Raw genomic sequence first — 13,645 nt, forward strand, 5'->3', positions numbered from 1 at the left:
CATTCTGCACTGGGCTGGATGACGCCCTCTGAATTTGCCGAAAAATCTGCCGGTTGCCAGAATATGCAGCCAGAATGAAGCCGGTTATTCCTGATTATGAATGGATCACATACGGGGAGCGGGTCAGCATTCGCTGCTCGCAAATTCTGCACTGGAACAGTTTGGGGGACCAGTGCTGAGGATGCAGGTAATGCGATGCCAGCTGCTGCTCCATTCAAAGTTCCAAGTAATGCCAGACTCATCACAGTTGCTGAACCGTCCAACACAGACCATGCGACAATAGCTTGCGAAACTGCCGCAATAACAGAAGAGGATACCAATACCTGGTTACGAGAGTAGCGGTCCGCTAATACGCCCCCGATCAACAAGAATAAAACGTTAAAGATGGAGCGGGACGCAACAACGAGACCTAAATCAGATACCGATCCGCCAATATCAAGCACTGCGAACGCTAATGCAATCGGTGCAATACCATTGCCCAGAACGGTAAGAAGGCGAGCAGCAAACAGATAACGAAAAGGACTGAAGTGAAAAACGCTAACTTTTTTAGTAAATGTTTTCATTATGAAAATGGCTTCTGGATAAGAGGATTTATTTTAGAACGTCTGTATTTTGCTAATACTTTAGCATGATCTGATAGTTACACTGCATTATGCAGTTTAGGTAAGCAGAGAAATAACTTCCGCTCCTCGCTCACAGCGGACCTTATGCTCAGTTAATTCGGTCGCTTCGTACCAGAAGCGGACCTTGCGAACATTACGATATTTTCAGTCAAGATATCTAAAATCACATGGCACTGTTATACGGGATACTTACAGTATCATCACAATGCCTTCAGGTCAGGGGCCTGAAAGATGTCGCTGTGCCTTAAACTTTGGAAAGCGAAGCAGGCAAGAAATCATCGCGTGATGCTCGAGGATATGAAGTAAGATTAACGGTTTCGGGGAGGGGATGATGGATTCAGAGCGCGCGGTTGAGGTGGTTTGTGCAAGACTGATTGGGGAAAACGCCATCCCGCTAAAAATTCGCACCAGAAAAGGCGTATCCGCGGAGGAGGTCAACGAGCTGTTTTTGGCTATCGATGTCCTGATCGATCATTACAGAGAACAGGATACGGTCCCGAAGAAGCTGGCACTGGCCTTTGTCGATGTCTTTATGGGATTCAGTGTTGCCGATGCCTTTTATCATCAGGATGAGCTTGCGCGATATGAGGATATCGGCATCGCGCTTCAGGATAAAGCCTGCGCGTTATTCGACGGGGCCTGAGACGGGCCGGCGGGCACCTCTTCGGCCTGGCAACCTGTCGGGTCGGGGTTGGTTGCAGCAGCGGGGGTAAAACGGTGCAGGTACAGGTTTGATACAAGGGTGAGCCATGAGCAAGGAACATCGGATTTATTTTGAAGGGGAGCTGCAAAACGAGCTCAAACATATCGGGTGTCACGCACTGGCCGTCACGGCAGTTAAGCGGGGCCTGAAATTTCGCTATGAAAAAAAGCTGGTCGCGGAGCTGTCTTTGCAGTATCTGGTCAAGGCGCACGCCTTTGTCCTGCTCGGGCATGTCTTTGGTGGCCCCCTGTTTGACAGCCTGTCTAAAATAGAAATGCCTTATAAAAGCAACCTGGGCAGTGATGCCTGCTTTTCATTTACCACTTCAGGACGGCAGGATAAAAAGTTCAGTCCCGGTATTTACGGGCATATCGCTGTGCCCCGCCCTGAGCAAGCCAGTGAGGTGTCCAGGCACATCCGGCGCGTCCTTGAGGAGTACTATGTCCCCGTCGTTGTCGGATGCATCCTGCCTTCAGAACGGACGATTGATGACGTTCTGTATTCTCCGAGAGACTATTCCTATCCGGCTGCATTTATTCACTGTGCCCTCACCTGCAACCCGTCCTTATATCACGATGGTATAAAAGAAAAGTTGAGAACCAATAAGAAAATCATTAAAAACAAAGCCTTTGATTTTGCGCTTTTAGGTATTGAGCCCCCGCAGAGAACGGCCGTATCACGTTAAGCCCCCCCCTTTCATTGCGCGCCGGAACGCTCCGGCGCCAGGACGAAAAGGATAGCCGTGCAGTTGAAGAGGGCCACCTGTCCGCGTCAGGATCGGTTCAGGCAGCTCCGGGGGTCAGGGGGGTGGCGATTTCACGTGACCGCAGCGTGATGCGAACCGGAGCCGATTTGTAAGACGGCGTACCGCTTTCCCTGTCGATGTAATCAAGAGGGATCAGAACGTTTGCTTCGGGGTAGTAGGCCCCGATCGATCCCCTGGCGATGGCATAGCGGATCACCGTCATGCCTTCCAGGCGCATACTGTAGCCCTTCACTGCTGACTCCAGATCGACCACATCCCCGTGTTCAAGCCCCAGACGGTTAAGGTCATCGTCGCACATAAACAGCACATCACGGCGGCCAAACACCCCGCGATAGCGATCGTCGAGGGCATAGATGGTCGTATTGTACTGGTCGTGGCTGCGCAGCGTGATGAGACGCAGGACGTTGTCGCCCGGCACGGACAGGTCCTCATGCGTCCCCTGATAAACCGAAAATATCGCTTTACCGCTCGGGGTCGGCCAGATGCGATCCCGGGGCGGCAGCGGCATCTGGAAGCCACCGGGTTCCCGTATACGCGCGTTGTAATCCTCAAAGCCGGGAATGGTTTTTTCAATCAGATCGCGGATAAGACTGTAATCGGCAATCAGCGCATCCCATGCCACTCTCGTGCCAGGCAGCGCCGCTTTGGCCATCCCGGCGACAATGGCCGGTTCCGATCGCAGCAGCGGCGAAGCTGGCTTCAGCTTGCCAGAAGACGCATGCACCATAGACATCGAGTCTTCAACGGTGACGGACTGGCGGGTGCCGTCCTGCTCATCAAGTTCGGTGCGCCCGAGACAGGGCAGCAGCAGGGTTTCTTTCCCGGTCAGAAGGTGCGTGCGGTTCAGCTTGGTGCCGATGTGGACGCTGAGTTCAAGCTCACGCATCGCCGGAAAGCTCACCCCTGAATCAGGCAGCGCCACGGCAAAATTGCCGCCGAGGCAAATTAGCGCTTTTGACCGCCGATCCACGATGGCTTTCATCGCCTGCACTGCATCGTGACCGTGGTGCGACGGGGGCGTAAACCCGAACACCTTCTCAAGCTTACTGAGAAAATCAGTAGAAGGTTTCTCCGTGATCCCCACCGTGCGGTTACCCTGCACGTTGGAGTGACCGCGCAGTGGACAGACCCCGGCGCCGGGCTTGCCCATGTTGCCGCGTAACAGCAGCAGATTAACCAGCAGACGTACGTTGTCAGTGCCACGGTTGTGCTGAGTGATGCCCATACCGTAGGTCAGGATGGTGGCATTCGACTTCACGTAAGCCTGGGCCACCTGACTGAGTTCCGCCTGCGTCAGGCCCGACTCAAGCTCCACCGAAGCCCAGGACGTGGCCTCGATGTCGGCCGCAAACTGCGCAAAACCGTCGGTGTGCTCGCGGATAAAGGCGTGATCCAGCCCCGCGCCGGTCGCGGCCTCAATCGCCAGCACCGCTTTAGCGATGCCCTTCAGCGCGGCCGAGTCACCGCCGGCGCGAACCAGATAGTAGGTGGAGGCGATATCGGTTGAGCTGTTGGTGGCCATCTCCATGACATTCTGCGGATCGGCAAAGCGCTCCAGCGCGCGTTCACGCATCGGGTTGAAGACGATGATGGGGACGCCACGGCGCGCCAGCTCGTGCAGCGTCCCCATCATGCGCGGATGATTAGTTCCGGGGTTGTGTCCAAAGGAGAGGATCAGCTCTGCGCTGTCGAAGTCATCCAGGGAAACCGTGCCCTTGCCGATACCAATCGACTGAGGCAGGCCGACGCTGGTGGCTTCATGGCACATGTTTGAGCAGTCCGGGAAATTATTGGTGCCGTACTCGCGGGCAAACAGTTGAAACAGATAGGCCGCCTCGTTTGACGCCCGTCCGGAGGTGTAAAACTCCACCTCGTCCGGCTGCAGCGCCGCCAGTTTTTCGGCGATAATCGTGAAGGCGTCATCCCAGCTGAGCTCGTTAAAGGTATCGGAGGCGCGGTTATAGCGCAGCGGCGTGGTCAATCTGCCGTACCCTTCCAGCTCAAAGTCTGTCCGATCCAGCAGCGATGACACGGTATTGTCGGCTAAAAACGCTGGCGTAACGCGTTTAGTGGTGGCTTCCCACGTCACGGCTTTAGCGCCATTTTCACAGAACTGGAAGGTGGATTTGTGATCTTTATCTGGCCAGGCGCAGCCAGGGCAGTCAAAGCCGTCAGGCTGATTGGTGCGCATCAGCGTGGGCGGCGCTTTCAGGGTATCCATCTGATTTTTTACGGCAATGGCCGTCGCTTTCAGGGCGCCCCAGCCGCCTGCGGGGCCATCATAGGGATGGACGCCTGGCACGGTACGGTGTGTTTTTTTGCTCATTACGACTCCGGGCTCACATAAAGGAAATCAACAGCGCTGCCGCGCCTGCGGGTGTGGTGACCTGAGAAAAACAATGTCAAAAGTGAAGCCTGGGTCTGAATATCCCCTCTTCTGAGGTTGATTTTGTAAATTAAAAGTAGCAAAGAAAAACTGATGGGCCGGCTCTGGTTAGCAACTGGTTACGTTTTTCTTTTTTTGCACGTGAAGGGATACGACACTGGAAAACACGGTTCGTTATCTGTGTATTAAAGTCGGTGATGCGTTGGCGTTTCTGAACCGATTGACGTCGAGGATTATCAGGGTTGCTACAGCAGCCCTGTGCCAGGAGCAGACCCCAAAACGTTACTCCTTGATCTGCCCCACAGACCAGACTGACCTGACAAACTTGCAAAAAAATGATCGTCTGAATTTCGGTTGTGCCGTTTTAACTGAATGCTTAGATTCGGTTTCGATCTTATTAGGAGGATATCGAACATGAACGTCATCAGCGTTGAATAAGTCAATATTCAGGCCGACTGCTGTAACCGTCTTGTTCCGATGCCATTCTTCTTTTACGCAGTTTCAATATTTCTAAAATCCCGACGTCCGCTTTTCGCTGATCGCTGATCGCTGCCGCATAGCGCCCGGCGGATATCCAGTGATGCGCTTAAAAGCTCTGCTAAACGCTGCCTGTGAGGCATAGCCGAGGCGTAAGGCTACCGTATCAATTGAAATCTTATCGTGATTAATCCAATGACCTGCGAGACGCATTCGTACCTCCCTTGCATAGCGCAGGGGGGGGATGCCAATGATTGACTTAAAGCGTTCAGCAAAAACAGAACGTGACACATGCGACTGGGCAGCAAGCTCAGCAACGGTCCACTCCCGGCCCGTATCGCGATGAATGGCCAGAATGGCCCGGGCAAGTCGCGGATCCCGTAAGGCTGCGATAAGGCCCGCGGCATTCTCGCTGCCGTTTTCGATCCACCCACGCACGATCATGGCAGCCGCCACCTCAGCGAGGCGTGCCAGAATTCCCGCGAAGCCAGCGCGTCCGGAACAGATTTCAAATTTCATCGCGCCCACAATGGGGACCAGCCCCGGATAGCTCTGTTCATTGGCCTCAACCACTATGGCTTGCGGCATCAGTTTACCAAGACCCTGCATTCCACCGAGATCGAACTCCATACAGCCATAAAACAGAACCGTGCTGGGTGTCGAAAGCGAACTGGGGCAAGTATTGATTCCGCTCACGGCATCGCCCAGAGGAGCAGAGCCTAACGTGTCGATATGTTGAAATGAACAGCTGGCATCCGATAGAAGCTGATGATCCTCACCCTGAGGTATGAATACCATGCTCCCGGCTTTTAGCTCGTGCAGCGTACCGTCGTGTGTGCGAAGCAGAGCAGTACCCACAGCGATGTAATGGAAATAGGCGTATCCCGGCCTGTTGCTAAAACCGACGCCAAACTCAGAGCCAGTCTGGAAGCGGCGATACTGAACGCCGCGCAGGCGCATTTCCAGCAGCAGTTCGCTGATGAGCTCGGATGACAGGGCAAAATGTTTACTTTCATGCATAATCGGAGTTTCGGGTAAAAAATCAAGATGCGCCATCATAGATCGTCCAGTTGTTCAACTCTAGACTTGGAGCTGTAATTTTTTCCTAAGAAGAGTGTGTTATGAGAATTGAAGCAACTGAAACAACTGAAACTGTATCCGCCAGTTTCAATAGTATGGAACCCAAAGAACCGGCATGGATGGCCGTCATTTCACTGGCGATGGGCGTGTTTGGCTTGCTGACTGCAGAATATCTTCCTGCCAGCCTGTTAACACCCATGGCCGCCGATCTCGGTGTGACCGAAGCACTGGCTGGTCAGGCGGTGACAGTAACGGCTGTGGTGGCTCTGTTTGCTGGTCTGATGGTTCCCCGCCTGACGCGTAATCACGATCGCCGAAAGGTTTTGCTGGGTTTTACCGTGCTGATGATTGCCTCCAACCTGCTTGTCGCACTTTCATCCAGTCTGGCTGTTCTGTTAGTCATGCGCATTCTGCTGGGCATTGCGCTGGGAGGCTTCTGGAGTATGGCTGCAGCCGTAGCAATGCGGCTGGTCCCTGCGAAACGTGTCCCACGCGCGCTCTCCATTATTTTTAGCGGGATTGCCGTCGGTACCGTAGTATCGATCCCATTGGGGAGCTATTTAGGCGGGCTTTATGGCTGGCGCAGCGCTTTTCTCGCGGCAAGCGCAGTAGGCGTGCTAACACTTCTCTTTCAGCTATTTACCCTTCCTGGCATGGCTCCGCGTAAAATGATGATGACGGCATCTGTCATGGATTTGCTCCGTCGCCCCGGCATTGCGATGGGAATGACGGGATGTGTCATTGCTCATACTGGCCAGTATGCGCTGTTCACCTACATTCGCCCGGCTCTTGAAAATATTGCCCAACTTGATGTGGATCGTTTGTCTTTAATACTGCTGGGATTCGGTGTCGCTAATTTTATCGGTACGCTGTTGGCCGGGTGGCTGATGGAGAGAAGCCTTCGTCTTACCCTGATAGTCATGCCGGCGGTGGTGGGTTTAGCGGCATTGGGCATGATTTTACTGCCGCTGGAGGAAACAGGGTTGATGTTGTTGGTCGCGTTATGGGGGATGGCATTTGGTGGCGTACCCGTTGCGTGGTCAAACTGGGTAGCTCGTTCCGTGCCAGATCAGGCTGAAACCGCCGGCGGCATGGTCGTCGCAGCGGTTCAGTCCTCAATTGCTGCTGGTGCTGCGCTGGGAGGTTTACTCTTTGGTATCAGTGGCGTAACTGGCGTTTTCATCACCGCGGGTTGCATCATGTTCCTGGCCACCCTGGTTATCGGACTAAAGGTGCGGGTTGCGCTGACCTGACCACGCACCAGATAACACCGTTTCAAATGACGGCCAGCTGACCCAAATGGCTGGCCTGAAAAAAAATAGCGCAATTTCTTAATTTATTAACGAGTTTGTCGCCAAAACATCAATGATTCAGGGAGAACGAAGTGACATTCGAGATTAGAAAAGAAGAAAAAACTATTGGTTTCTCTGAATTAGAATTTGGTGATCCCCCACAGAGAAAAAGCAATGAGCAACATCCCGCCGGCAATGTTGACGTATTTTTTAAGCATTAATGGGTTGGTTTTTTTAAATGAAAAGATCAGTATTTGACTGACTGCGTAAAGCCAAATGCTCATAACCACTACATGTACTGAAGCCAGCGTCAGGTAGTTGCAAACGCCTCCCTTTATCCCTGCAAACTGAGAAACGACTGTCAGATAAAAAAGGATGGCTTTAGGGTTCAAAACATTAGCCAGCCAGGCCTCTTTTAAAGTTACCAAATACTTTGTATCAGTAAACCCGCCTGTATTTACTGTTATCCCGCTGCGGATAAGCATCGCTCCTAACCAAAGCAGATAAGCAGTTCCAACAACTTTAAGCACAGCAAAAGTTGCTGGAGACGAGATGAGCACAGCAGTGAGACCAAGCCCGATAAAAACCGCATGGGTATATATACCCAAAGCTGTTCCGGCAAGAGTTCTGAATAGGCCTTTGTGACCCCCTGCCAGAGCGCTGTTCATAACGAGAGTGAAACTTGCTCCAGGGGACAGTGCAACAGGGAGTAGTGCTGGCATAAAGCCAAAAATGTTCACATCCATAGATTTAGGATAGTAATTGACACTCTGTTAGTTTGCCAGTCAAAACGCTTCGTAAGGATGTACTGTTCAGAGCAACGAAAACAGGTAATCGTCATGAATAAAAGCTCCGCTTCTCGCTCAGAGCGGACCTTTAGCTCAGGTAACTCATCCCCTTCGTGCCAGAAGCGGACATTTTCAGACAAGCCATACGGTGAAGCGGTAACGGACATTCCTGGGCTGGCTCATCATCACACAGACAGCTACATGTCGGATGATGTGTGATCTTATCCTTCAACTCAGCAAAAGTTTGATTTATTCAACGAAGTCCATTGCATCATTATGACGCATTGATTCAGGCATCATTTTACCTCTAATTGATTTTGCTATACTGTTCATCGGATCGCGCGACGGTGTCGTGCTGTAGCCCTGTTTTGCGCTCAAACCTCACGCCGAAAATTCAAGCGGTTACGCCGCATGAAGTAGAGCTGCTCAAACGTAGAGAAAATTATGAAGAAAATGATTGACGACAGTTTGATTGTGGCATCTACGAGAGCAGCAATTTTTAGTAGTATTGTGGGTTCATTGCTCGTTTTAATATATCTTTCCTGGGGAAATAGCAGCACATCCGCACCGGGCCTCATTTTTACTTATCTCTTTATCGTCATGACAAGCATTATTGGGACCATGATAGGTTCTTTCATGATCGGCGTACCATTAGCGATGATTTCAGAGCGGTTTTATCCTGATGCTTCCGTAAAGGGTAGCTTTTTCATAGTGTGTGCCACGCTCTTGATATGGCTGGTTGTACTGGCATGGCCTGTTACCAGGATATTTGACATTCCTTATTCGGATGTTTTGCTTTTAAGCCCCTATGCTTTCTTTTCGGCTGCCGCACTGACTTATCTGGTTTACTGGCATTGAGGCGTATGACCTAAATCAGGCTCGAGGTACAAGGACGGTTAAAGAAATATGCTAATAGATTTATTTTCGACCAGACAAACAGAAAAAGGTAAGTCCAGGGTGTCGGAATTCCGATGTTTTCCGAACCCGTTAAACTCACAGCCAAAGGAAAGCCCACGCTGCGGCGTGAGCTTTTTTAATGCGGCAATATCGCCTCAGCGATGCGCTCAGCCGAGCTGCTTTTCATACAGGCGATAGCGTTTATAGGGCACCGCTCCGATACGCTCAAGCATGTTTCGCATCCCGCTGTTGGCCTCAAGAATCCAGGACATCTCTAAAGCGTCGATATTGTGTTTTGCGAATGAGTCGCGCAATGCCTCAATCAGTAGTAACGCCATAATGGGACCTGTGCGACTAAATTGATATTCCAGCCGCACCCCCATCAAAGGCACCCGCGCCGTGCGGACGCCACTGACTTTTAATCGCCATAACAGTTTTGCCCAACCAAAGGGTAATAATCGCCCCTTTAGATTCGCGATAGCCTCATTAATATTAGGTAAACCAACAATAAAAGCACACGGCGTTGCATCTATCTCGGCAATATAGATCATATCGTCTGGGACTAAAATCTTCAGCTGATCGCCCATGGTGGCAAACTCATGCTCGGTAAAAGGAACAAACCCCCAATTTTTCTGCCAGCCGGAATTGAAAATGTCCCGCATAACCTGCATTTCTTCAGCGAACTTTTTACGGTTGAGGCGGCGAATCGTCACCTTCTGGCGAACTTTGTCCATCAGCCTGGTGATTGACGGGGAGAAATGCAGTTCAGCGAGACGCATCCAGTAGGCCAGTAAGTCCGTTCCTTTAACATACCCCTGCTCTTCGACTCTGGCACCATAATAAGGTTTACCGTGAGCCATCAGTGCCGAGGGTGGACGGTCAAAACCATTAATCAGCAAACCACTTTCCTGGTTAATATTCAAACCAAAGGGGCCGGTGATTCTGCGCGCCCCCTGAGACGTTAACCATATCTCTGCGGCATTAAATAATGCGCGAAACACCTCCGCATCATTAACAGCATCTATCAACCCGAAATGTCCGGTATCGTCACCATAAAGTTTGCGATGTAAGGTATCAATCTGTGCCGTAATCCTCCCGACAATCCGCCCCTCTTTTCGCGCAATCCAGGCCTGCCATTTGATATGCTCAGTGCCTGGATTTTTCTCAGAAAGATGTTCTGCGCGCTCAATATACAATGGATCAATCCAGGCAGGGTCATCAGGATATAATGTCGCGGGGAAAGCAATGAACTCCTTAAGCTCATGCTTATGATTGACTTTTTCAACAAGAATCATAGAAACCTTAATTTTTTGTTATTCACCAGAACACAGTAAACCTATCCGAACAGCGTAAGCTTGCGGTTTGCTGCGGTTAACCCTGGTCGACCTTTTCCAACGAAAAAATATTGCAACAGTCGCTCAAAAAAGCTGTCGTCATTTAAAATAATCTAACGCACCATTTATTAAGAAAGAGTGCAGAAAATGATTTCACCACCCAGAAATCATTACTGACACAATCCCTACCAGAATCTTTAGCCAATAACACCCAAACTTAATATGTTGCAGAAATTATCTTAATAAACAGGGGTATTTTTACCACTTAATGCCTTTATCAGTAGCATTATAAAAGTAACCATACCTTTTTGAAAAACATGCCGTCATAATACCTCAGTATATTCATCCAATATGTTAGCTATATGTCACAGCGGCCCACGGCGGCCGAAAAAATGGGTATCTCTAACGTCCTTAAAAAACGGCGCAATCTAATGAACCTGAATAACAATGGCAATCCATACATGAGGTTTTTGTGTTAACCATCAATAAATCATGATTAATCACAAATGCTAAAGAAAACTCATCACACTAAAGTTACTGAGTAAATTTTTTACAAAATAATGACCTTTAACTTGCGTGGCTCTCTGTATCATCTTGGTAATTCTGAATCTATGGCTTCATTGTATATGTCTGAAACAAGCTCAACCCACTCCCTTCCCATGCGCTATGCTGACTTCCCCACTCTGGTGGAAGCGCTGGATTATGCCGCTGAAGGAAATACAGGGATGAATTTTTACGACCGTCGTAATCAGCTGACTGCGGTTCTGGAATATCGCTTACTGAAACATCGTGCCATGGCGGGAGCACGGCGTCTGTTATCGCTGAACCTTCACAAAGGCGACCGGGTTGCTCTTATTGCTGAAACCAATGTGGGATTCGTGGAGGCCTTTTTTGCCTGCCAGTACGCGGGTTTAGTCGCCGTGCCGCTGGCAATTCCAATGGGCGTAGGTCAGCGTGACTCCTATATTTCTAAACTCCACGGTTTACTGGCCAACTGTCAGCCCGCCGCCGTTATTAGCAGTGAAGAGTGGCTTCCTCTGATTCATTCAGCCACTGCCGATGCCCCGGATCTGCATATTCTCAGCAACGCAGGCCTCGAATCTCTGCCTGAGAAAGAAACCGAGCTGCCGCCCCCCTCGCCTGAAGATATTGCTTATCTGCAATATACGTCTGGCAGTACGCGTTTTCCTCGCGGCGTCATTATTACTCATCGTGCGGTGATGTCGAACCTGCAGGCTATCAGCCATGACGGCATAAAATTACGTGCCGGCGATCGCTGCGTCTCCTGGCTCCCTTTCTATCACGATATGGGGTTAGTGGGTTTCCTGTTAACCCCGGTGGCCACTCAGTTATCCGTTGACTATTTACGTACACAGGATTTCGCCATGCGCCCCATGCAGTGGCTGAAATTGATCGGTAAAAACCGCTGTACGGTGACCGTGGCCCCTCCCTTTGGTTACGACCTGTGCTTGCGACGAAGTAACGCAAAAGAATTAGCCGAAGTGGATCTCTCAAGCTGGCGTGTGGCGGGGATCGGGGCTGAACCGATATCTGCCGGGCAGTTGGAGCTGTTTGCCGAACACTTCAGCAGCGCCAACTTCAACAGTCAGGCGTTTATGCCCTGTTACGGGTTGGCGGAAAATAGCCTAGCCGTAAGCTTTTCGCCAGAGGCCTCAGGCGTGCTGGTTGATCACGTTGACCGCAGTATTCTGGAATACGAAAGTAAAGCCGTGCCGCCGGGTAGAAAAACAAAAGCGACCTCTACCTTTGTTAACTGTGGCAAAGCGCTGCCTCACCACCGGATTGAAATCCGCAGCGAAAAGGGTGTCACTCTGGCAGAGCGCGAAGTGGGCCATATCTTTATTTCCGGCCCCAGCTTAATGAGCGGCTATTTCCAGGATGCCGCCTCGCAGCAAAAAATTCAGGCAACAGGGTGGATGGATACCGGCGATTTAGGTTACCTGCTCAATGGCTATCTGTACGTCACGGGGCGAAAGAAAGACCTGATTATTATTCGCGGCCGTAATATCTGGCCGCAGGATATTGAATATGTTGCGGAGCAGGAGCCGGAAATCCATTCGGGTGATGCGATTGCTTTTGTCACCCACCAGGATCACGACGAGGGCGCACGAATTATTTTGCAGATTCAGTGCAAATTCAGCTCTGAAGAGCGTCGGGAACAAATCGTTCACTCCCTGACCGCACATATTCAAAGCGAGTTCGGCGTGGCTGTCGATATTGAACTTCTGCCGCCACACAGTATCCCCCGGACCTCGTCGGGGAAACCTGCGCGCGCAGAGGCCCGAAAACGCTACCTCACTGCGCTGACTGACGCTATCAGCCCTCATATTGAACTGGCAGGGTAAACAACATGACCCGAACAGTAGCGTTGACCGGTATGACAGGGTTTATCGGCAGGCATATTGCTGAGAATTTGCTCTCACGCGGTTTTGCCGTCAGGGCACTGACTCGTAAACCCGATACAGGCACAGTGACCAACGTGACCTGGATAAAGGGTTCACTGGAACACCCTGACGCACTGGCAGAACTGGTAGATGGCGCTGACAGTGTGGTTCACTGTGCGGGCGTGGTTCGTGGGCACAAAGAAAGCATTTTTACTGAAGGTAATGTCACTGGTAGCCTGCGCCTGATGCAGGCGGCTGAAGAGAGTCGTGGCTGCAGACGCTTCTTATTTATCTCTTCTCTGGCGGCACGTCATCCAGAACTCTCCTGGTATGCGAAGTCGAAGTCTGTTGCCGAACAGCAGTTAACCACCATGGCCACGCAAACATCACTGGGCATTTTCCGGCCAACGGCCGTTTATGGGCCGGGTGACAAAGAACTCAAGCCGGTGTTGACCTGGCTGCTGCGTGGCGTTCTCCCCTGCCTCGGCTCACCGGAGTCACGGCTGTCGTTTATTCACGTCAGTGATTTAGCCCAGGCCGTGGGCCAGTGGTTAGCCTCTGCTCCCCAACCCACCCGCCCCTGCGAACTCTGTGACGGGGTTGACGGAGGGTATAACTGGCAGCGCTTGCAGGAGATAGGTGCCAGGGTGCGTCAGGGCCCTGTACGGTTAGTCGGTGTTCCTTTACCCGTACTCAAACTGCTTGCCGACATCAGCGTCTTTTTCGCCCATTTAACCCGCAGGGAACCCATGCTGACGCGCAGCAAAATCCATGAATTAACACACCACGACTGGTCAGCAAGCAATAAAGTTTGCACTGAACAGATTACGTGGCGTCCGGAGATAAGTCTGGAGCACGCGCTGCGTGAAAGACTATTTTGATCATCTGACTAAA

At 51.2% G+C, this 13,645-nt stretch carries 11 protein-coding genes; 6 read left to right on the forward strand and 5 right to left on the reverse strand.

From position 1 onward, the window contains the following. A partial coding sequence (locus ABEH87_RS05330; RefSeq protein WP_346574606.1) for an MFS transporter occupies nt 1-563 on the reverse strand: 563 nt, incomplete at its 3' end. Between the two features lie 388 nt (nt 564-951). On the opposite strand from ABEH87_RS05330, the gene ABEH87_RS05335 reads away from it, so the two are divergent. Continuing rightward, nucleotides 952-1,266, forward strand: coding sequence for a hypothetical protein (locus tag ABEH87_RS05335; protein ID WP_346574608.1), 315 nt, complete (start codon nt 952-954; stop codon nt 1,264-1,266). Nucleotides 1,267-1,372: 106 nt separating this feature from the next. Beyond that, nucleotides 1,373-2,011, forward strand: coding sequence for a hypothetical protein (locus ABEH87_RS05340; RefSeq protein WP_346574610.1), 639 nt, complete (start codon nt 1,373-1,375; stop codon nt 2,009-2,011). 97 nt (nt 2,012-2,108) lie between these two features. On the opposite strand, the gene ABEH87_RS05345 is transcribed toward ABEH87_RS05340, so the two are convergent. Both ABEH87_RS05345 and ABEH87_RS05350 read right to left on the reverse strand, forming a co-directional pair. After that, nucleotides 2,109-4,418: an FdhF/YdeP family oxidoreductase gene (locus ABEH87_RS05345; protein ID WP_346574612.1), complete on the reverse strand. Its 2,310-nt coding sequence runs from the start codon at nt 4,416-4,418 to the stop codon at nt 2,109-2,111. Nucleotides 4,419-4,988: 570 nt separating this feature from the next. Next, complete coding sequence (locus ABEH87_RS05350; RefSeq protein WP_346574614.1) at nt 4,989-6,014, reverse strand: AraC family transcriptional regulator; 1,026 nt, start codon at nt 6,012-6,014, stop codon at nt 4,989-4,991. A gap of 62 nt (nt 6,015-6,076) precedes the next feature. Between ABEH87_RS05350 and ABEH87_RS05355 the strand changes: the two genes are divergently transcribed. Further along, on the forward strand, nt 6,077-7,288 hold the full coding sequence (locus ABEH87_RS05355) for an MFS transporter (protein WP_346574616.1): 1,212 nt from the start codon (nt 6,077-6,079) through the stop codon (nt 7,286-7,288). A gap of 179 nt (nt 7,289-7,467) precedes the next feature. Here the strand turns inward: ABEH87_RS05355 and ABEH87_RS05360 are convergent, their stop codons facing one another. Next, nucleotides 7,468-8,073: a LysE family translocator gene (locus tag ABEH87_RS05360; protein ID WP_346574618.1), complete on the reverse strand. Its 606-nt coding sequence runs from the start codon at nt 8,071-8,073 to the stop codon at nt 7,468-7,470. Between the two features lie 486 nt (nt 8,074-8,559). Between ABEH87_RS05360 and ABEH87_RS05365 the strand changes: the two genes are divergently transcribed. Continuing rightward, nucleotides 8,560-8,973, forward strand: coding sequence for a hypothetical protein (locus ABEH87_RS05365; RefSeq protein WP_346574619.1), 414 nt, complete (start codon nt 8,560-8,562; stop codon nt 8,971-8,973). 206 nt (nt 8,974-9,179) lie between these two features. On the opposite strand, the gene ABEH87_RS05370 is transcribed toward ABEH87_RS05365, so the two are convergent. Continuing rightward, nucleotides 9,180-10,307 (reverse strand): N-acetyltransferase, encoded by a 1,128-nt coding sequence (locus tag ABEH87_RS05370; protein WP_346574621.1) that lies wholly within the window; start codon nt 10,305-10,307, stop codon nt 9,180-9,182. A 665-nt stretch (nt 10,308-10,972) separates the two neighbouring features. Between ABEH87_RS05370 and ABEH87_RS05375 the strand changes: the two genes are divergently transcribed. Beyond that, nucleotides 10,973-12,712, forward strand: a complete 1,740-nt coding sequence (locus ABEH87_RS05375; RefSeq protein ID WP_346574623.1) for a fatty acyl-AMP ligase — start codon at nt 10,973-10,975, stop codon at nt 12,710-12,712. Between the two features lie 5 nt (nt 12,713-12,717). After that, complete coding sequence (locus ABEH87_RS05380) at nt 12,718-13,632, forward strand: NAD-dependent epimerase/dehydratase family protein (protein WP_346574625.1); 915 nt, start codon at nt 12,718-12,720, stop codon at nt 13,630-13,632. Nucleotides 13,633-13,645: the final 13 nt, after the last annotated feature.

The organism is Erwinia sp. Eh17-17 (assembly GCF_039675725.1).
Lineage (GTDB): Bacteria > Pseudomonadota > Gammaproteobacteria > Enterobacterales > Enterobacteriaceae > Erwinia.

What these genes read in the sequence shown, in the direction of transcription:
- ABEH87_RS05335 (WP_346574608.1), top strand. Translation starts at nt 952, where the DNA reads ATGATGGATTCAGAGCGCGCGGTTGAGGTGGTTTGTGCAAGACTGATT.
- ABEH87_RS05340 (WP_346574610.1), top strand. Translation starts at nt 1,373, where the DNA reads ATGAGCAAGGAACATCGGATTTATTTTGAAGGGGAGCTGCAAAACGAG.
- ABEH87_RS05345 (WP_346574612.1), bottom strand. Translation starts at nt 4,418, where the DNA reads ATGAGCAAAAAAACACACCGTACCGTGCCAGGCGTCCATCCCTATGAT.
- ABEH87_RS05350 (WP_346574614.1), bottom strand. Translation starts at nt 6,014, where the DNA reads ATGATGGCGCATCTTGATTTTTTACCCGAAACTCCGATTATGCATGAA.
- ABEH87_RS05355 (WP_346574616.1), top strand. Translation starts at nt 6,077, where the DNA reads ATGAGAATTGAAGCAACTGAAACAACTGAAACTGTATCCGCCAGTTTC.
- ABEH87_RS05360 (WP_346574618.1), bottom strand. Translation starts at nt 8,073, where the DNA reads ATGGATGTGAACATTTTTGGCTTTATGCCAGCACTACTCCCTGTTGCA.
- ABEH87_RS05365 (WP_346574619.1), top strand. Translation starts at nt 8,560, where the DNA reads ATGAAGAAAATGATTGACGACAGTTTGATTGTGGCATCTACGAGAGCA.
- ABEH87_RS05370 (WP_346574621.1), bottom strand. Translation starts at nt 10,307, where the DNA reads ATGATTCTTGTTGAAAAAGTCAATCATAAGCATGAGCTTAAGGAGTTC.
- ABEH87_RS05375 (WP_346574623.1), top strand. Translation starts at nt 10,973, where the DNA reads ATGTCTGAAACAAGCTCAACCCACTCCCTTCCCATGCGCTATGCTGAC.
- ABEH87_RS05380 (WP_346574625.1), top strand. Translation starts at nt 12,718, where the DNA reads ATGACCCGAACAGTAGCGTTGACCGGTATGACAGGGTTTATCGGCAGG.